General features: G+C 61.2%; 16 protein-coding genes and 1 pseudogene. 13 read left to right on the top strand and 4 right to left on the bottom strand.

Features of this window, described 5'->3' with window-relative positions; all coding sequences use genetic code 11:
* Positions 1-125 precede the first annotated feature (125 nt).
* The 13 genes and pseudogenes from GHO42_RS19505 to GHO42_RS19565 form a co-directional block, all read left to right on the top strand.
* A pseudogene (locus GHO42_RS19505) lies at positions 126-638 on the top strand (methyl-accepting chemotaxis protein); the annotation flags it as partial.
* 180 nt (positions 639-818) lie between these two features.
* The gene (locus GHO42_RS19510) at positions 819-2,585 is read left to right on the top strand and encodes a protein-disulfide reductase DsbD (protein ID WP_153328519.1); all 1,767 of its coding nucleotides are present in this window, start codon (positions 819-821) and stop codon (positions 2,583-2,585) included.
* A 130-nt stretch (positions 2,586-2,715) separates the two neighbouring features.
* Positions 2,716-3,171 carry a type II 3-dehydroquinate dehydratase gene (gene aroQ / locus GHO42_RS19515; protein WP_048360251.1) on the top strand — a complete coding sequence of 152 codons (456 nt, stop codon included), beginning with the start codon at positions 2,716-2,718 and terminating at the stop codon, positions 3,169-3,171.
* 25 nt (positions 3,172-3,196) lie between these two features.
* Entirely contained in the window at positions 3,197-3,655 is a 459-nt protein-coding gene (gene accB / locus GHO42_RS19520; RefSeq protein WP_095001030.1) for an acetyl-CoA carboxylase biotin carboxyl carrier protein, read from the top strand.
* A 17-nt stretch (positions 3,656-3,672) separates the two neighbouring features.
* Positions 3,673-5,031, top strand: a complete 1,359-nt coding sequence (gene accC / locus GHO42_RS19525; protein ID WP_095001029.1) for an acetyl-CoA carboxylase biotin carboxylase subunit — start codon at positions 3,673-3,675, stop codon at positions 5,029-5,031.
* Between the two features lie 272 nt (positions 5,032-5,303).
* A complete protein-coding gene (prmA, locus tag GHO42_RS19530) occupies positions 5,304-6,182 on the top strand; it encodes a 50S ribosomal protein L11 methyltransferase (protein WP_095019748.1) in 879 nt (292 codons plus the stop codon).
* Positions 6,183-6,212: 30 nt separating this feature from the next.
* Complete coding sequence (locus GHO42_RS19535; RefSeq protein ID WP_153328521.1) at positions 6,213-7,466, top strand: DUF3426 domain-containing protein; 1,254 nt, start codon at positions 6,213-6,215, stop codon at positions 7,464-7,466.
* A 197-nt stretch (positions 7,467-7,663) separates the two neighbouring features.
* A complete protein-coding gene (dusB, locus tag GHO42_RS19540) occupies positions 7,664-8,677 on the top strand; it encodes a tRNA dihydrouridine synthase DusB (protein ID WP_095020812.1) in 1,014 nt (337 codons plus the stop codon).
* Positions 8,674-8,994 (top strand): DNA-binding transcriptional regulator Fis, encoded by a 321-nt coding sequence (gene fis, locus GHO42_RS19545; RefSeq protein WP_003439210.1) that lies wholly within the window; start codon positions 8,674-8,676, stop codon positions 8,992-8,994. The genes dusB and fis overlap by 4 nt, the downstream gene beginning before the upstream one ends.
* An 81-nt stretch (positions 8,995-9,075) precedes the next feature.
* Positions 9,076-10,683: a bifunctional phosphoribosylaminoimidazolecarboxamide formyltransferase/IMP cyclohydrolase gene (gene purH / locus GHO42_RS19550; RefSeq protein WP_095019746.1), complete on the top strand. Its 1,608-nt coding sequence runs from the start codon at positions 9,076-9,078 to the stop codon at positions 10,681-10,683.
* 183 nt (positions 10,684-10,866) lie between these two features.
* Positions 10,867-12,165 (top strand): phosphoribosylamine--glycine ligase, encoded by a 1,299-nt coding sequence (purD, locus tag GHO42_RS19555; protein ID WP_095001025.1) that lies wholly within the window; start codon positions 10,867-10,869, stop codon positions 12,163-12,165.
* Between the two features lie 99 nt (positions 12,166-12,264).
* On the top strand, positions 12,265-15,045 hold the full coding sequence (locus tag GHO42_RS19560; protein WP_095001024.1) for a hybrid sensor histidine kinase/response regulator: 2,781 nt from the start codon (positions 12,265-12,267) through the stop codon (positions 15,043-15,045).
* A gap of 58 nt (positions 15,046-15,103) precedes the next feature.
* Positions 15,104-15,700, top strand: coding sequence for a MarC family protein (locus tag GHO42_RS19565; RefSeq protein WP_095001023.1), 597 nt, complete (start codon positions 15,104-15,106; stop codon positions 15,698-15,700).
* 81 nt (positions 15,701-15,781) lie between these two features.
* Here GHO42_RS19565 and cobJ read toward each other — a convergent pair whose 3' ends face one another.
* From cobJ to cobG, 4 genes are read right to left on the bottom strand one after another with little or no spacing between them, the layout of a single operon-like run.
* On the bottom strand, positions 15,782-17,449 hold the full coding sequence (gene cobJ / locus GHO42_RS19570; RefSeq protein WP_133144726.1) for a precorrin-3B C(17)-methyltransferase: 1,668 nt from the start codon (positions 17,447-17,449) through the stop codon (positions 15,782-15,784).
* Positions 17,446-18,177 carry a precorrin-2 C(20)-methyltransferase gene (locus GHO42_RS19575; protein WP_086798974.1) on the bottom strand — a complete coding sequence of 244 codons (732 nt, stop codon included), beginning with the start codon at positions 18,175-18,177 and terminating at the stop codon, positions 17,446-17,448. Before GHO42_RS19575 ends, cobJ begins: the two co-directional genes overlap by 4 nt.
* Positions 18,177-18,803: a precorrin-8X methylmutase gene (locus GHO42_RS19580; RefSeq protein WP_016783380.1), complete on the bottom strand. Its 627-nt coding sequence runs from the start codon at positions 18,801-18,803 to the stop codon at positions 18,177-18,179. Before GHO42_RS19580 ends, GHO42_RS19575 begins: the two co-directional genes overlap by 1 nt.
* Entirely contained in the window at positions 18,796-20,127 is a 1,332-nt protein-coding gene (gene cobG, locus GHO42_RS19585) for a precorrin-3B synthase (protein ID WP_301448596.1), read from the bottom strand. The genes GHO42_RS19580 and cobG overlap by 8 nt, the downstream gene beginning before the upstream one ends.
* Between the last annotated feature and the right edge of the window lie 14 nt (positions 20,128-20,141).

A 20,141-nucleotide genomic window follows, 5' to 3' on the forward strand; every position in this document is an offset into this window, starting at 1 on the left:
GCCTTGCGGTGGCCCAGGGGCAACGGGTGATTGGCCAGAGCCTGACCGGGCTGCATGCCCTGGTCGGTGAAGTACAAGGTAACGCGCAAACCATCGAACGCCTGGCCGAAGAATCGGCCACCATCGGTGGCGTGTTGACGGTGATTCGATCGATTGCCGACCAGACCAACCTGCTGGCCCTGAATGCCGCTATCGAAGCGGCCCGCGCCGGTGAAATGGGCCGCGGCTTTGCCGTGGTCGCGGAAGAAGTGCGCTCGCTGGCACAGCGCACCGCAGGCGCGACCAACGAAATCCAGACCCTGATTGGCGGCCTGCAACTGGCCGCCCGCCAATCGGTTGAGGGCATCCGCGCACAAGTGACCCACGCCCGGGCCACCGCCCAGCAAGCCCAGGACGCAGATGGGGCACTGGATGAAATTGTCGGGGCGATTGCCACCATCTCCACTACCGCCGTACGCATCGCCGACGTTACCGCGCAGCAGACGGGGGCGGTCGGTGAGATCCGCGATCACGGTGAACGGATTCACGTACTGGGGGACGAAAACCTGCAACGTATCGGCATTGCCCGCGACCAGAGCCAGCAATTGCTCGAACTGGGCTCGCAGCTCAACACCGCGGTACAGGCCTTCCGGGTGTAACCCCGCACACCCTGTGGGAGCGGGCTTGCCCGCGATTGCATCACTGCGGTCATGCAGGCAGACCGTGCCGCCCGCATCGCGAGCAAGCCCGCTCCCACAACTTCCGCCTACAACAGGGGTTGCTGCACCCAATCCATGCACCGCGCTATCATGCCCGCACGTTTGATTTGCGAGATTCCTATGCGCCGCCTGCTTTTGCTCCTGTGTCTGCTGTTTGCCGTGCCTGCCATGGGCGCGGGCTTGCTGGATAACCGCCCCAGCGCAACCCTGGGCGCCATCAACAACAGCAGCGACTTTCTGCCAGTACGCGAAGCCTTCAAGCTCAACCTCATCAGCAGCACACCCGAGTCGATCAAGCTGCGCTTCGTGCCCACCGAAGGCTATTACCTGTACCGGCACAAGTTCGCCTTCAAGACCGAACCCGCCGATATCGCCCTGGGCACCGCGCAACTGCCCCCCGGCGAAGCCAAACACGATGAGTACTTTGGCGATGTCGAGGTCTATCACGGCATTCTTGACGTCGATATCCCGCGCCCGGCCAAAGACCAGCGCCCCTTCACTCTGGTGGTCACCTACCAGGGCTGTGCCGACAAGGGCCTGTGCTACCCGCCGGAAACCGAGCGCCTGAGCATCGATGGCGGCACAGCCACCAGCACCGGCGAACCGGCAACAGCGTGGAGCTGGCGCGAACTGGCGCTGTTTTTCCTCGCTGGCCTGGGCCTGACATTTACTCCCTGCGTACTGCCGATGCTGCCGATTCTGTCGGGCGTGGTGTTGCGCGGCCAGGTGGGCGGGCTGCGCGGTTTCAGCCTGTCGCTGGCCTACGTGTTGCCGATGGCGGCCTGCTTTGCCCTGCTGGGCGCCTTGATGGGCATGTTCGGTGCGCAACTCAATTTGCAGGCACGTTTGCAATCGGTGTGGGTGCTGGTGCCTTTCGCACTGTTCTTCGCCATTTTCGCCCTCGCCATGTTCGGTGTATTTGAACTGAAACTGCCGCAAGCCATCAGCAATCGCCTCGACCGTGTCGCCAATCGCACCCAGGGTGGCTCGCTGTGGGGCGCGGCGGTGCTGGGCGTGGTCTCCAGCCTGCTGGTTTCTCCTTGTGTATCGGCGCCGCTGGCCGGGGCGCTGCTGTACATCAGCGCCAGTGGCGATGCGCTGGGTGGCGGCTTGAAGCTGTTCGCCCTGGGCCTGGGGATGGGCGCACCGTTGCTGTTGGTCGCAACCGGTGGTGCGGCCTGGCTGCCAAAAAGCGGACCGTGGCTGGTCAGTGTGAAAAACGCGATTGGCGTACTGCTGCTCGGCCTGGCAATCGGCCTGCTCAGCCGCGTGCTGCCCGGGCCGGTCACGCTGCTGCTGATCGGCGCGCTGGCGGCGGGTGTCAGTTTGTTCCTTGGCACCCTCGAGTTCACCAGCAAAGCCCCGCGCCAGCGTCTGGCTCAACTGCTGGGCCTGTTTTTACTGATCTATGCCCTGGCCTGCTGGTTTGGCGCCCTGAGCGGTCAGAGCGATCCGCTCAACCCCATCGGCCATTCCCAACCGGTTGCCAGCGCCGCAAATGGTTCTGCAGTACCAGCAGGCCAATGGCTCACTGTCAGCACCCCGGCCGAACTGGACAGCGCACTGGCCCAGGCCAAAGCCGCTGGGCAACCACTGTTGCTGGACTGGTACGCCGACTGGTGCATCAGTTGCAAAGTGATCGAACATGAGGTGCTGAATAACCCCAGGGTGCTGGATCTGCTCAAGGGTTACCGACTGGTGCGTTTCGATATGACTGCCAGCAATGCCGAACAACGCGCCCTGCTCGATCACTACAAATTGTTCGGCCCTCCGGCACTGATGTTCTTCGGCAAGGAGGGAGCCGAAATAAGTGACCAACGGGTCATCGGCGAGATCAATGCCGCGGACTTCGCCGAACGTGTTGCGATCGCGAATGACCAGATCTAGAGCCTCAGTCACAAACTTTTCGCGAACATCGGTCATCGTGCTGGCTATTGCAGTTAACTGGACAGCGAATCCGCTTTTCGGCATAGTCGCCCGGCACTGACAACTGCACACAGATAATAAGGAACAGCAGATGGCGACTTTCCTGGTACTACACGGCCCCAACCTGAACCTGCTCGGCACCCGCGAGCCGGGCGTCTACGGCGCTACCACCCTGGCGCAAATCAATCAGGATCTGGAACAAAGGGCCCGTGATGCCGGCCACCATTTGCTCTACCTGCAAAGCAACGCCGAGTATGAATTGATCGACCGCGTACACGCTGCCCGCAACGAAGGCGTGGATTTTATTCTGATCAACCCGGCGGCTTTTACCCACACCAGCGTGGCATTACGTGACGCGCTGCTGGCGGTGAGCATCCCATTCATCGAAGTGCATTTGTCTAACGTGCACAAACGCGAACCTTTCCGCCATCACTCCTACTTCTCCGACGTTGCGGTAGGTGTGATCTGCGGCCTTGGCGCCAGCGGTTATCGACTGGCCTTGGAGGCCGCCCTGGAACAGCTTGAACTACAAGCTAAACGCCCCTGACCGACCCATTGGGAGTTGACGATTCATGGATATCCGTAAAGTTAAGAAACTGATCGAGCTGCTGGAAGAGTCCGGCATCGACGAGCTGGAAATCAAAGAAGGCGAAGAGTCCGTACGTATCAGCCGTCACAGCAAGACACCTGCCCAGCAGTACTACGCGCCAGCCCCAATGCAAGCGCCTGCTGCAGCGCCAGTGGCTGTTGCCCCGGTTGCCACCGTGACCGAAGCGCCTGCTGCACCGAAACTGAACGGTTTTGTGGTCAAGTCGCCAATGGTCGGTACCTTCTACCGCACCCCGGCGCCTACCTCGCCTGCCTTCGTTGAAGTGGGCCAGACCGTCAAGGTCGGCGACACCATTTGCATCGTGGAAGCGATGAAAATGATGAACCACATCACCGCCGAAAAAGCCGGTGTTATCGAATCCATCCTGGTAGAAAACGGTCAGCCGGTTGAGTTCGACCAACCGCTGTTCACCATCGTTTGAACCACGGGGAGCCAACGATGTTGAAGCCTCAGAAGCTGGAAAAAGTCCTGATCGCCAACCGTGGCGAGATTGCTTTGCGCATCCTGCGGGCGTGCAAGGAAATGGGGATCAAGACTGTCGCGGTGTACTCCACTGCCGACAAAGAGCTGATGCACCTGGGCCTGGCAGACGAAACCGTCTGCATCGGTCCGGCACCGGCCAACCTGTCTTACCTGCACATTCCGGCCATCATCGCGGCCGCGGAAGTGACCGGTGCCACGGCGATTCACCCGGGCTACGGCTTTTTGGCTGAAAACGCCGACTTCGCCGAACAGGTCGAGAAATCCGGTTTTGCCTTCATCGGCCCGAAAGCCGACACCATTCGCCTGATGGGCGACAAGGTATCGGCCAAGCACGCCATGATCGCAGCAGGCGTTCCGACCGTTCCAGGTTCTGACGGCCCGCTGCCGGAAGACCCTGAAACCGCATTGCGCATTGGCCGTGAAGTCGGCTATCCGGTAATCATCAAGGCCGCTGGCGGCGGTGGTGGTCGCGGTATGCGCGTTGTGCACCGTGAAGAAGACCTGATCGAAGCTGCCAAACAGACCCGCGAAGAAGCCGGCGCCTGGTTCAGCAACCCGATGGTCTATCTCGAGAAATACCTGACCAATCCGCGTCACGTGGAAGTTCAGGTCATTTCCGACGGCCAGGGCAATGCCATCCACCTGGGCGACCGCGATTGCTCGCTGCAACGTCGTCACCAGAAAGTGCTGGAAGAAGCTCCGGCACCGGGCATCGACGAAACCGCACGCGCCGAAGTTCTGGCACGTTGCGTACAGGCCTGTGTAGACATCAACTACCGCGGCGCGGGTACTTTCGAGTTCCTGTACGAGAACGGTCGTTTCTACTTCATCGAGATGAACACTCGTGTGCAAGTAGAGCACCCGGTGTCCGAAATGGTCACTGGCATCGACATCCTCAAAGAGATGTTGAGCATCGCAGCCGGCAACAAGCTGTCCTTCACCCAGGCTGACGTGAACATTCACGGTCACTCGCTGGAGTGCCGGATCAACGCGGAAGACCCGGCGACGTTCATGCCGAGCCCTGGCATGGTCAAGCACTTCCACGCTCCGGGCGGCAACGGCGTTCGCGTCGATTCGCACCTGTACAGCGGCTACAAGGTTCCGTCCAACTACGACTCCCTGATCGGCAAGCTGATCACCTGGGGCTCGACCCGTGACGAAGCCATGGCGCGCATGCGCAATGCCCTGGACGAAATCGTGGTCGACGGGATCAAAACCAACATCCCGTTGCACCGTGATCTGGTGAATGACGAAGGCTTCTGCAAAGGCGGCGTCAACATTCACTACCTGGAACACAAACTGGCTAACCAGTAAGTTTGTATTCTGATCAACAAAGCCGCTTTCGAGCGGCTTTGTTGTTTCTGCAAGGCAGGTAACTGCCCTTGTGGGAGCGGGCTTGCTCGCGATGACCTCACACGGGCCAACCTGCCAGACCAGGTCGCCTGTATCGCGAGCAAGCCCGCTCCCACCAGGGATCCGTTGCATTCATCGTTTTTTGATTACCCCCCATGCCTACGCTCGCGTAAACTTGCGCGCTTCTCGCGGCCCGACCGGCTGCACACTCCAATTTTTCAAAGGTGCCCGCCATGCCTTGGCTGCAAGTACGCCTCGCCATCAGCCCGGAACAAGCCGAAACCTACGAAGACGCGTTCCTCGAAGTCGGTGCCGTTTCGGTTACGTTCATGGACGCCGAAGACCAACCGATCTTCGAACCTGAGCTCAACACCACCCCGCTGTGGTCGCACACCCATTTGCTGGCACTGTTCGAAGGCGGCACCGAAGCCGAACTCGTACTCTCCCATCTGGAACTGCTGACCGGTTCGCCACTGCCTGAGCATCACGCCGAAGTGATCGAAGACCAGGACTGGGAACGCAGCTGGATGGACAATTTCCACCCGATGCGTTTTGGCCAGCGCCTGTGGATCGTGCCAAGCTGGCACGCGGCTCCCGAGCCGGATGCCGTCAACCTGCTGCTCGATCCGGGCCTGGCTTTCGGCACCGGCACCCACCCGACCACCGCCCTGTGCCTGGAATGGCTGGACGGTCAGGACCTGAAAGACTGCAACGTGCTGGACTTCGGCTGCGGCTCGGGCATCCTCGCCATCGCAGCCCTGTTGCTGGGAGCCAAGGAAGCCGTCGGCACCGATATCGACGTGCAGGCGCTGGAAGCCTCACGCGACAACGCCAACCGCAACGGCATCGACCCGGCCCTGTTCCCGCTGTACCTGCCGCAAGACATGCCACAAGTGCAGGCCGATGTCGTGGTCGCCAACATCCTCGCCGGCCCACTGGTTGCTTTGGCCCCGCAACTGTCGAGCCTGGTCAAACCGGGTGGTCGCCTGGCACTGTCGGGCATCCTCGCCGAACAGGGCGAAGAAGTGGCCGCCGCTTACGCCCAGGACTTCGATCTGGACCCGATTGCCAATCGCGATGGCTGGGTGCGCATCAGCGGCCGTCGGCGCTAGAATGAAACCATGCCCAATCCGGATGGCCGCATGAGCGATAGCTTCGTTACCCAGTGCCCACATTGCCAGACCAGTTTTCGCGTCAGCCATGCCCAATTGGGCATGGCGCGCGGTGTGGTGCGCTGTGGCGCCTGCCTGCAAGTGTTCAATGCCGCGCAGCAGCTGCTGAACCAGAGCACTGAAACAGGGCAGCCGCCCGCCGTGGAGATGCCCGTCGTCGCCGCACCCGAAGTGATCGAACCTGCCCCTGTCGAAGCACCTGCCCCAACCGTGCCGGTCAACCCGGCACCGTGGCAGACCAGCACGATCGATCTCGACCATCTGGATCTGGACGAAGAACTGGCCAAGCTCGAAGAGCGTGAAATCCAGCCCAGCAAAAGCTTTGGCCAACCGCACAAGCCCAAAACCACGTCGCTAAGCGCTCGTCGCGAAACCTCTGACGCAGAAGAAGGTGAGTGGTCAGACAGCCTGTTCAGCGAATCTGCGGCAGACCGCGCCGAATCCGCCAAGGTTGCCGGGCAAGCCGCCGAGATTGCGCAAACCGGACGCACCGAGCCGTCATTGTCACTGGACCTCGATGAACCCGACGATACCCCGCCGCTTCAGCTTTCCCTGGACGACGACCTCGAACCGCCGCTGACAGGCGAACGACTGTCTGCCACCGAGGACGAGGACGACGCACTCCCTGAGCCTGCGCCCGTCAGCAAGGACAGACGCAAACGCAATGAACCGGCCATGGGCGAAGACCCGCTGATGGATCTGGTGGACGATCCGCTGCAGCTGGACTGGCAAAAACGCCGTACGCCCTGGGGCAAACGCCTGCTCTGGAGCTTGCTGGTACTCCTGGCCGCAGCCGCACTGGCCGGGCAGTACATTGCCAACCACTTCGACGAACTGGCACGCCAGGACCAGTACCGCCCGATCTTCCAGCAGCTGTGCCCGCAGATCGGCTGTACGGTGCCCTCCAAGGTCGATATCGACCGGATCAAGAGCAGCAATCTGGTGGTACGCAGTCATCCGGAATTCGCCGGTGCGCTGGTGGTGGATGCAATCCTCTACAATCGCGCACCGTTCTCTCAGCCCTTCCCGCTGCTGGAGCTGCGATTTGCCGATCTCAACGGCAAAATGATCGCCAGTCGTCGGTTTAAACCTGGCGAATACCTCAGCGGCGACTTGGCCAAAGCCGAAATGCCACCGCAAACCCCTATCCACATTGCTCTGGACATCCTCGACCCGGGCCCCAAGGCCGTGAACTACAGCCTGAGTTTTCACTCGCCCGAATGAGCGGGTTTCGCACAAGTTGCTAGCTTTAAGCTGTAACCGACACGTTTAAAGCGCACCGGCTTGCCGCTTGACCCTTGAAACTTGCTGCTTATTGTTCAAAATTCACTCAATTGCAGCTTTAACCAGTCATCGAGAGCGGGTATCATGCCAACCCTTTTTCGAACTCCCAAGATCCGGCCCCACAACAGGGAAGTCCTATGTCGGCGGTACGCATCGGCCCATATACATTGAACAACGGTTTGATTCTCGCCCCCATGGCGGGTGTCACCGACCAGCCCTTTCGTCAGCTTTGCCGACGCATGGGTGCAGGCCTGGTTGTTTCGGAAATGGTCACCAGTGACATGAGTCTCTGGAACAGTCGCAAATCGCGCCTGCGCATGATTCACGACGGTGATCCCGAGCCACGCTCGGTACAGATCGCCGGCGGTGATGCGCAAATGCTGGCAGACGCCGCCAGAGCCAATGTGGAGCTGGGCGCACAGATTATTGATATCAACATGGGTTGCCCGGCAAAGAAGGTCTGCAACAAGGCCGCCGGCTCCGCGTTGCTGAAAGACGAAGCACTGGTAAACGAGATCCTGCAGGCCGTCGTGGCTGCGGTTGATGTGCCGGTTACCCTGAAGATCCGCACCGGCTGGGACCGGGACAACAAGAACGGCATCACGGTGGCAAAGATCGCCGAACAAGCCGGGATCAGCGCACTGGCGGTGCACGGCAGAACCCGTGCCGACCTGTACACCGGTGATGCCGAGTACGACACCATTGCCGCGATCAAGCAGGCCGTGTCGATACCGGTGTTTGCCAACGGCGATATCGATTCACCCCAAAAGGCCCTGCACGTGCTGAGCGCGACCGGGGCTGACGGACTGTTGATTGGCAGGGCGGCCCAGGGGCGGCCCTGGATTTTCCGCGAAGTCGATCACTTTCTGCGTACCGGGCAACTGCTGCCGGCACCGGAGATGATCGAAGTGGAACGTATTCTGCTAGAGCACCTGGCTGCATTGCACACCTTCTATGGGGAGGTGCTGGGCGTACGTATCGCCCGTAAGCATGTCGGGTGGTATCTGGCAACCTTGCCGGGCGCCAAGGAGTTTCGCGCCCACTTCAATCGTTTGGAAGATACGGAAGCACAATGCGCCAACGTTCAGGCGTTTTTCGCCGAACGACACAAGAGCCTGGTGACAGGGGACGAAGGATGGGTGGCCGCATGACGATGATGACCGAGACATTAGTGAGTGGAACAACGCCCGTGAGCGACAACGTCAACTTGAAACAGCACCTCAATACACCGAGCGAAGAAGGCCAGACCCTTCGCGGGAGTGTCGAGAAGGCGCTGCACAATTATTTCGCCCATCTGGAGGGCGCTGAAGTCACGGACGTCTACAACCTGGTACTTTCCGAAGTCGAGGCTCCCCTTCTCGAGTGCGTCATGAACTACGTCAAGGGCAACCAGACCAAGGCCTCCGAGCTGCTGGGCCTCAATCGCGGCACCTTGCGCAAAAAGCTCAAACAGTACGATCTGCTGTAAGCATTCAATCAAACCTGAAAGGCGTCCTGATAAAACAGGCCGCCTTTTTTGCTGACTCCTTTGCTTTTGATGGAAATCGAGATGACCGATCAGACTACCCGCCTGCCGATCCGCCGCGCTCTAATCAGCGTTTCCGACAAAACCGGAATCCTTGATTTCGCCCGTGAACTGGAAGCCCTCGGCGTCGAGATCCTGTCCACTGGCGGTACCTTCAAGCTGCTGCAAGACAACGGTGTGGCCGCTGTTGAAGTCGCGGACTACACCGGCTTTGCAGAAATGATGGACGGTCGGGTGAAAACCCTGCATCCGAAAATCCACGGCGGCATCCTGGGCCGTCGCGGCATCGACGACGACATCATGAACGAGCACGGCATCAAGCCGATCGACCTGGTCGCGGTCAACCTCTACCCGTTCGAAGCCACCATCTCCAAACCAGGTTGCGACCTGCCGACTGCCATCGAGAACATCGATATCGGTGGCCCGACCATGGTTCGCTCGGCAGCGAAAAACCACAAAGACGTGGCCATCGTGGTCAATGCCAGCGACTACGCCAATGTTCTGGAAAACCTCAAGGCCGGCGGCCTGACCTACGCGCAGCGTTTCGACCTGATGCTCAAGGCCTTCGAACACACTGCCGCCTACGACGGCATGATCGCCAACTACCTGGGCACTGTGAACCAGGCCGCTGAAACACTGAGCACCGAAGACCGCGGCCTGTTCCCGCGCACCTTCAACAGCCAGTTCATCAAGGCCCAGGAAATGCGCTACGGCGAGAACCCGCACCAGAAAGCGGCGTTCTACGTTGAAGCCAAGCCGACCGAAGTCAGCATTGCCACTGCAACCCAGCTGCAAGGCAAGGAACTGTCGTTCAACAACGTGGCCGATACCGATGCCGCGCTGGAATGTGTAAAAAGCTTTGTCAAACCGGCATGCGTCATCGTCAAGCACGCCAACCCGTGCGGCGTTGCCGTCAGCCCGGACGCCGAAGGCGGCATTCGCCAGGCCTACGAGCTGGCATACGCCACGGATACCGAGTCGGCTTTCGGCGGCATTATCGCTTTCAACCGTGAGCTGGACGCCGAAACGGCCAAGGCCATTGTCGAGCGTCAGTTCGTTGAAGTGATCATCGCCCCGTCCGTGAGCGAAGAAGCCCGCGCCATCGTGGCCGCCAAAGCCAACGTGCGCCTGCTGGCCTGCGGCCAGTGGAGCGAAGATCGCGCCCCGGCCTGGGACTTCAAACGCGTTAACGGCGGTTTGCTGGTACAGAGCCGCGACATCGAGATGATCGGCAGCGAAGACCTGAAAGTCGTGACCAAGCGCGCCCCGAGCGAGCAAGAGATCAACGACCTGATCTTTGCCTGGAAAGTGGCCAAGTACGTGAAGTCCAACGCCATTGTTTACGCCAAGGGTCGTCAGACCATCGGTGTCGGCGCAGGCCAGATGAGCCGCGTAAACTCGGCCCGTATCGCTGCGATCAAGGCTGAACACGCCGGCCTGCAAGTGCAGGGCGCGGTCATGGCATCGGACGCATTCTTCCCGTTCCGTGACGGCATCGACAACGCAGCCAAAGCCGGTATCACTGCCGTGATCCAGCCAGGCGGCTCGATGCGTGACAACGAAGTGATTGCAGCCGCTGACGAAGCGGGCATTGCCATGGTGTTCACCGGCATGCGCCACTTCCGTCACTAACAGCACGATCCCATGTAGGCACCGGCTTTTGTGGGAGCTGGCTTGCCTGCGACAGCAACACCTCGGTAGTGTCTGAAACACCGAGGTGCCTGTATCGCGGGCAAGCCCGGCTCCCACAAAAGCCCGGCCTTCAGGCACCTCAGTGGTGCTCATCAGAATTCAGCGTCATCCGAGGTTTTTGAAATGAATGTTTTGATCATTGGCAGCGGTGGCCGCGAACACGCACTGGCCTGGAAAGTAGCTCAGGACCCACGTGTCGCCAAAGTATTCGTTGCCCCGGGCAACGCCGGCACCGCCATTGAAGCCAAATGCGAGAACGTCGCCATCGACGTGCTGGCCCTTGAGCAACTGGCAGACTTTGCCGAGAAAAACGTTTCCCTGACCATCGTGGGCCCGGAAGTCCCGCTGGTTGCCGGTGTGGTTGACCTGTTCCGCTCCCGTGGCCTGGACTGCTTCGGCCCGACCGCTGGCGCTGCCCAGCTGGAAGGCTCCAAGGCGTTCACCAAAGACTTCCTGGCGCGTCACAAGATCCCGACCGCCGACTACCAGAACTTCACCGAAATCGAACCGGCTCTGGCTTACCTGCAAAAAGTCGGCGCGCCGATCGTGATCAAGGCTGACGGCCTGGCCGCAGGTAAAGGCGTTATCGTTGCCATGACCCTGGCCGAAGCCGAAGACGCCGTGCGTGACATGCTCGCAGGCAACGCCTTTGGCGAAGCCGGTTCGCGCGTGGTGATCGAAGAGTTCCTCGACGGCGAAGAAGCCAGCTTTATCGTGATGGTCGACGGCAAGAACGTATTGCCGATGGCCACCAGCCAGGACCACAAGCGTGTCGGCGACGGCGACACCGGCCCGAACACCGGAGGCATGGGCGCTTACTCCCCTGCCCCGGTGGTCACCGCTGACGTTCATCAGCGCGTCATGGACCTGGTCATCTGGCCAACCGTGCGTGGCATGGCCGAAGAAGGCAACGTCTACACCGGTTTCCTGTACGCAGGGCTGATGATCGACAAGGCCGGTAACCCGAAAGTGATCGAGTTCAACTGCCGCTTCGGCGATCCGGAAACCCAACCGGTGATGCTGCGCCTGCAATCGAGCCTGGTGCTGCTGGTTGAAGCGGCTCTGGCTCAAGCGCTGGACAAGGTTGAAGCGCAATGGGATCCGCGCCCGAGCCTGGGTATCGTGCTGGCCGCCGGCGGCTACCCTGGCGATTACGCCAAAGGTACTGTCATCCAGGGTCTGGACGCAGCCGCCAAGCTGGAAGGCAAAGTGTTCCATGCCGGTACTGCACTCAATCAAGCCGGTGAGGTGGTGACCTCGGGGGGTCGCGTGTTGTGCGCAACCGCCATGGGCGACACCGTAGAAGCGGCACAGCACAAGGCTTACGAGCTGGCCAAGGCCATCGAGTGGGAGGGTTGCTTCTACCGTAACGATATCGGCTACCGTGCCATTGCTCGCGAACGTGGTGAACCTCAGGAGTAAACACTCCATACGGATAGGCGGGGCGTCTGCGCCCTTGCCTAACCGTTCCAGGCCCGCGCATAGTTACCGTCTAGCTTCAATCCATGAAGGGATTTCGCCGTGCGCTGGCTCAGGATCGCCATAGCTTTTACCGCCGCCCTACTGGCCACTGTGCTTGGCATGATGCCTGCGCAAGCCGCTACAGCGACCAGTTGGTCTGTTCTGTCAGACCCGCAGGCCAGCCTGCAACTGAGCGATGTACGCTCCCCTCGCCTGTCCAGCCAGTTCAGCCCTGTCGACCTTGACCGCATTGGTGCTGCTGAACCCGGCGAAGCCTTGTGGCTGCGCGTACGCCTGCAACCCGACAAGCACGAGCAGATCCTGCGGCTGTTTGCCCCTGACCTGGCGCGCCTGGACATGTATGTATTCGATGATCAAAAACTGATCAGCGAAATCAACACCGGCTCGGCATTGCCCACCAACCGCAAACCGGTACCCAGCAGTGACTACCTGCTGCCCCTGCCGCAAAGCGCCGAACCGCTGGATGTTTACCTGCGCATGGTCTCTGACCACCAGCTGCGCCCCCACATTACTCTCGACACTGCCGTGATGCTGGCCGCCAGCCAGAGCAAGCCCCTGCTCTATGGCCTGTTGCTGGGCTGCATGACGATGCTGTTGCTGCACAACATTGTGCGCTTTGCCTTCAGCCGCTCGCCCAGCAGCCTGTGGCTGGCGATCTGCGAAGCATTGCTCATGGCCAGTTCAGTGTTGTTCCTGAACCTGCTCGACCCCTGGCTGGGGCAGTGGCACAGCCTGCAAACCCCGGGCGCCTACCTGACACTGCTGCTGACCGCGCCGTGCGGGCTGATGTTCACCTATAGTTTTTTCGCGAGTCGCGGTGCCCATCGGCTGCTCAAACTGCTGCTGCTGGACATTCTTATTATCGCCCTCGGTGGCCTGTTGCTGCTGTTTATCGACAACCTGCCGCTGAACCTCATTACCTATGCCCTGGTCGGACTGGCAAGTGTCAGCATTCTGGCCGTATCGGTTTACCACTGGCAAAAGGGCTACAAACCGGCACGCATGTTTGCCATGGCGATGGTGATTTTCAATATCGGCACCCTGGTGATTCTCCCGGCGCTGCTGGGCCTGACCCTCATCGCACCGCAGGAGCTGGTGCTGGCGCTGATGTGCGTGGTGTGCATCAGCGGCTTGCTGATGAGCTTCGCCCTGAGCGAACGCAACCGCAGCATCACCCAGGCCCAGTTCAGCATCAGCCGCGAACTGGCGGCCAGCACGGCCGAAGTCAATGCCAAGGCCGAGTTCCTGTCCAAGATCAGCCATGAAATCCGCACCCCCATGAACGGCGTGCTGGGCATGACCGAGCTGCTGCTGGGCACACCGCTTTCGGTCAAGCAGCGCGACTACGTACAGACCATCCACAGCGCCGGTAATGAGCTGCTCACGCTGATCAACGAAATCCTCGACATCTCCAAGCTTGAGTCAGGGCAGATCGAACTGGATGACGTGCAGTTCGACCTCAATGCCCTGATCGAGGATTGCCTGAGCATCTTCCGCACCAAGGCCGAACAGCAGAACGTCGAACTCATCAGCTTTATCCAGCCACAAGTGCCACGGGTGATCAGCGGCGACCCCACACGCTTGCGCCAGACCCTGCTCAGCCTGCTCGAAAGCTCCCTGAAAAAGACCGACGAGGGTGAGATCCTGATCGTCGTGGCCCTTGAGGAGCGCAATGGCCCGCCACGCTTGCGCATTGCCATCCAGGACTCCGGCCAGCCGATGGATGAGCAGGAGCGTGACGCCCTGTTGCACGCCGAACTGCACAGCAAGAACTTCCTTGCCGCCACCCGCCTGGGCGGCCACCTGGGGCTGGTGATCGCCCGCCAGCTGATCATGCTGATGGGCGGCGAATTCGGCATAAAGTCCGGTCAAACCACCGGCAGCAACCTGTGGCTGACCCTGCCCCTGGACCCGCAACACCTGGAACACCCCACCTCGGACCTCGACAGCCCGCTCAAAGGCGCGCGGGTACTGGTGGTGGACGACAACGACACCTGCCGCAAAGTGCTGGTGCAGCAATGCTCCGCCTGGGGCTTGAATGTCAGCGCCGCCGCCTCGGGCAAGGAAGCCCTGGCCTTGCTGCGCACCAAGGCGCACTTGCGAGACTACTTCGACATCGTCCTGCTGGACCAGAACATGCCCGGCATGACCGGCATGCAACTGGCCGCCAAGATCAAGGAAGACCCGAGCCTCAATCACGACATCCTGCTGGTCATGCTCACCGGTATCAGTAATGCCCCTAGCAAGATCATTGCGCGTAACTGCGGGATCAAGCGCATCCTCGCCAAGCCGGTGGCCGGCTACACCCTCAAGACCACCCTGGCGGACGAACTGACCCAGCGCAACAAAGGCCATGCCGCCGCACAAACCACCGCCAATGGCCCCGCTGCCGTTGCGGTCTCCGTGCCCGGCGACTTCCGCATTCTGGTGGCCGAAGACAACAATATCTCGACCAAGGTTATCCGCGGCATGCTGGGCAAGCTCAACCTGAACCCGGACACGGCCTGCAATGGTGCCGAAGCGCTCAAGGCGATGAAGACCCAGCGCTATGACCTGGTGCTGATGGACTGTGAGATGCCGGTACTCGACGGGTTTTCTGCCACCGAGCAGTTGCGCGCCTGGGAAGTCAGCCACCAGCGGGTACGAACTCCGGTTGTCGCCCTGACCGCCCACATCCTTACCGAACACAAGGAACGCGCCCGGCAGGCCGGTATGGACGGGCATATGTCCAAACCCGTGGAACTGTCGCAACTGCGCGAACTGGTGGAGTTTTGGGTCGAACAACGTGAGCTGCGTCAATCCCGTACGCAACTGTCCTAACAGACAGCCAATCCCCCTGATAGACTTTCGGCGCCCCCTATCGATGTGAGCTCAGACCATGCTCCATGTGCTGTTCAGTGTGTACTTGAAGATGCTGGTGCTTTACAGCCCGTTTTTCGTGCTGTCGTGCTTTATCAGCCTGACCCGGGGTTACTCGAACAAGGAACGCCGCCGGCTGGCCTGGAAAGTGGCCCTGGCCACGCTGATCTCCAGTGTATTGCTGTACCTGTTCGGGCGCACGATCTTCAGCGTCTTCGGCATCACCGTCGATGCATTCCGCATCGGTGCCGGCAGCGTGCTGTTTATCTCGGCGCTGGGCATGGCCCAAGGCAAGTCTGCGGTGCAAACAGACAATGTGCAGCAGGACGTGACGATTGTGCCCTTGACCATCCCGCTCACTGTCGGGCCCGGCACGATCGGTGCGTTGCTGGTCATGGGCGTCAGCCAGCCCCACTGGGATGACAAGCTGATGGCGATTGTCAGTATTGCCCTGGCCAGCCTGACGGTGGGCGTGGTGCTTTACCTGTCCAACCGAATCGAACGGATTCTCGGTGAGCAGGGTTTGCAGATCGTCAGCCGCCTGATGGGCCTGTTTGTCTGCGCCCTTGCAGCGCAGATCATCTTTACCGGGATCAGGGGCTATATGGTCCCCTGAAAACACACAGAACTGTGGGAGCGAGCCTGCTCGCGAAAGGCTCTGACAGCCGCTTCGCGAGCAGGCTCGCCCCCACAGGGCTCAGGGTTTTTCGCCATACCAGCGCGGCGTGTACACCCATTGCATGCCGTCAGCACGGGCAAAGGTGCACGTCGTCGACGACCCCACCAGCACCATGGTGCGCATATCCACCTGCTCCGGGGTCAACTCGCCCAGGGTCAGGGTGCGCAGGGTCTGGCCCGGACGGCCAATGTCACGACCCAGCACCACCGGCGTTTGCGGCGTGCGATGGCGCCTGACGATATCCAGCGCAACGCCCAGCTGCCATGGCCGTGAACGGGAAATCGGGTTGTAGAACGCCAACGCCAGATCCGCCTCGCAAGCCAGGTCCAGACGCTTCTCAATAATGCTCCACGGCTTGAGGTTGTCCGACAGCGACATCACGCAGAAGTCATGCCCCAGCGGCGCCCCGGCCTGCGCGGCCGTTGCCAGTGAAGCTGACACACCCGGCAGGATCTCCAGATCGACGCTGTGCCACTGCGGGTCCACAGACTCATGCAAGGCTTCGAGCACGGCCGCGGCCATGGCAAAAACCCCAGGGTCCCCCGAAGACACCACCACCACCGAACGCCCCTGCGCCGCCAGCTCGAAGGCGTGGCGGGCGCGCTGCATCTCTTCGCGGTTATCGGTGCAATGCATCACCTGATCGTCGCGGAACGGGCCAGCCATACGCACATAGGTTTCATAACCCAGCACATCATTGGCCCGCGCCAGCTCGGCCTTGACCGCAGGCACCATCAGTTCGGCAGCGCCGGGGCCCAGGCCAATTACAGCCAGACGGCCACGGGCCCGGCCAATCGTTTCAGGTTCCAGCGGCGCCGCGGCAACACCCAGCACCACGCCATTGCCCGGTTCACACCAGGCAACAGGCAGCAACGCTGCATCGCTGCCCACAAACCGCAACGGAACCGCCAGCTCAAGGGCCGTTTCACGCAGCGCTGCACTGGCCATCAAGGTTTCCGGTGCGACGATGCACGCCAGCGACTGACGTGCCAGCCCGGCCTGGTACAACGATTCGAGGATTGACTGTGGCGAAACCTCGGCACACACCTGCGCCAGTACATTGCGCGAATAAATCAGCAACTCGTCTGCCACTGGCAGGCGCTCGGCGCTGCCCACATGGATCGCCAGACGCGCCTGCCCGCTTTCGGGCAGTTGCGCCCGCGCCAGCCAAGGCGCATCGCCTTCGATACGCACTGATTCGCCGGCCAGCAGGTCCGAAACAAAGCGTTTGCCCAGCTCCAGATCGGCCAGCACATAGCCCGCAGGCGGATTGAGCAGACAGGTGCCAAAGCGCAGTTCGCCGCTGGTGGTGATCGCCGGAGCAATGCCCAGACCCGCCGCAATGACCCGCGCCAGATCATTCACCCCACCCAGCCCGCCCAGCAACGGCACCACCGCGCTGGCGTCTTCGGCAACCGCCAGTACCGGTGGCTCGGCGCCTTTTTCCAGCAGCAACGGCGCCAGCGTGCGGATCACAATACCCGCAGCGCATAGCGCAATAATCGGCGTGTCCTGCTGATAAAGCTGACGCAGGGTGTCGCCGAAATCGCTGTAACTGCGATCACCGCCGTCTACCCGCCCTGCCAGCCCGAGGACAGAAGCGCCGGGCAGCAACTGCTGGATACGGCGTGCAGTGTCCAGGCTGCCATTGCCCAGAATGACAATGGCCGGTGCCGGGCGACTCAACCCTGCCACCTTTCGCCTGGGACGATAATCAGCGAGAAATACGGCGAAGACATCGGTTCCACTTCATTGAGCGGCACGATCTTCTGATTGCTCATGGTGGCGCGCTCGACATACAACGCCCGCTCGGCCAGCCCCAGCTCGCCCAGCACTTCGCGCACTTTATGAAAGTTGCGCCCCAGCTTCATGATCACTGCCGCATCGGCAACCGCCAGCCGCGACTTGAGTTCTTCGTGGGGCAGCACACCCGAGAGCACCGACAGGCTCTGGTTGCGATACACCAACGGCACGCCCAATACCGAAGCGCCGCCCAGCATCGAGCACACGCCCGGTACCACTTGTGCTTCAAAACGCTGGGCCAGACGGTCGTGCAGGTACATATAGGAGCCGTAGAAGAACGGATCACCTTCGCAGATCACTGCCACATCACGGCCGGCATCCAGATGCACGGCCACTTCAACCGCAGCCTGATCGTAGAAATCACTGATCACCTGCTCGTAGGACAACGGCTCCGGCAACACCTCGGTGGTCACCGGGTACACCAGCGGCATCTGGGTTTGCGCGTCTTGCAGATGGGCTTCGATGATGCCGAACGCATTGCCCTTCTTGCCCTTGGCCACGAAATACGCCACCACCGGCGATTCGCGCAGCAGGCGCAGGGCTTTAACCGTGATCAGCTCAGGGTCGCCGGGGCCTACGCCCAAACCGATCAAACGTCCTGGTTGCGCCATTATTCGATCTCCGTGGCCAGGGCGTTGACGGCCGCAGCCGCCATCGCACTACCGCCACGGCGGCCTTGCATGATCACAAACGGCACACCACGGCTGTCTGCCGCAAGCATGGCCTTGGATTCCGCGGCGCCGACAAAGCCCACCGGGAAGCCCAGGATCAGTGCCGGCTTGGGAGCGCCGGCATCGATCATTTCCAGCAGGTAAAACAGCGCGGTGGGCGCGTTTCCGATCACCACCACACTGCCTTCCAGGTACGGGCGCCAATGCTCAAGGGCCACCGCCGAACGGGTGTTGCCCTTCTCCAGCGCCAACTCGGGTACGCCTTCTTCGCGCAGGGTGCAGATCACCGGGTTGTTGGCCGGCAAACGGGTACGGGTGACGCCTTCGGAAACCATCCGCGCATCGCACAGAATGGCAGCACCTGCCGCCAGCGCATCACGCCCGGCCTTGCCGGCACCCGGCGAAAAACGCAGGTCTTCAATGGCATCGACCATGCCGCAGGCGTGGATCACACGCACGGCCAGTTTTTCGAGATCCGCCGGGATGCTGTCGAGGTTGGCCTCGGCACGAATAATGGCGAACGAATTGCGATAGATCTCTTGACCATCGCGGATGTAATCAATCATCGGTGTTGCTCCATTGGCGGGCCTCAAGCCAGGCGCCCGCCGCTTCAATTGTAAGATTGCGCTCGCGCAGAACACCGAAACCGGCGTGCTCCGGGGTGCGTAAATAGAGGTCGTAATGACCGGGCGCCACGGCCAGTAAAGTGACCGGCGCGACGTGGGCTGCCGCGCAGGAGCGCTGGCAGCCGGTCAGGTGAATATTCAAAGGCTTTGGCAGCAACGCGGCCAACTGACGGGCATCATGCTTCGTGTCGGCCAGCCCTTTGGCACAGGCACTGGAGCCGGTACAGGCCACCAGATGCGCCAGCGGGTTGCCAGCCTCTACGATCAAGCCGAGCACCATCAACTGGCTCATCACCGCAGCGGCCTGAGCGGCCGCTATGTTGGGCAACAAGACGCTCTGCCATGGCGTGAACCGTAAAGTGCCATCGCCGTAGCGCTCGGCCAGCTCGGCCAACCCCGTGAGCATCGCCGCATCCAGCCGCCCCAGTGCCGGCGCCCCGCCGATATAGACCCGACCAGGCGCTTGCTGTGGCCAAATGCCGAGGTGCATGGACGCCGAGATGGCCCTGCACTGCCAGTCGCCAGCAGGCAACAGTGCCACGCTGATTCGCTGTGCCAGCTGCCCGACAAATGACTCAGTGGTGACCTCCTCCAGCAGATGACGCATGCGGGTTTGCTCAGGTCGCGCCAGATCCAGAAACTGCATCAGCACGGCCAACACCAGCTCATGCCCGTACTCCACGGGTACGGCTGCCAACGCGCAATCGTGCGCCGGGCACCCGGCCAGGCCAAAAGCCAACAGCGTCTGGCCATTACGCACAAATGCCGACAACCACAGATCATGCGGATGCTCCAGCATGGCCAGGGCCTCGCCGCCATCCAGTTGCACGGCGAACTTGGCCGACAGCTCGGTGAACCTTGGCGTGCTTTGCAGGCTGGCCAGTATCTGCCGGGCCAGCGGCCACGTATCGATATGCATCTGCAGATCAATGCCGGCACTCGGGCTGAGCATCAAGTTGCGCACGTCGTCACTGGCGGCAGTAGCAGGCCCAAGCCCGGCCGCCAGCAAGGGCGCAATCAATGCACTGTGCTGCGGCCCCACACCACGGATTTGCAAATTGCCACGGTTGGTCGCTTCGATCACACCACTGGCATACCGCTGAGCCACATCTGCCACCGTGCGAGCCTGATCGGCGTTAATCGCGCCGCCATCCAGCTTGACCCGACAGATACCGCCATCCATTGCCTGGACGATACGCAGTAACCCCGGGCAAGCCGAGGGGCGCACAGGCGTCGTGACAGAAAGTTCAGGTGGCAAGTTCAAGGAGCTATCCAGAG

The organism is Pseudomonas sp. FSL R10-0056 (assembly GCF_009600105.1).
GTDB lineage: Bacteria > Pseudomonadota > Gammaproteobacteria > Pseudomonadales > Pseudomonadaceae > Aquipseudomonas > Aquipseudomonas bubulae.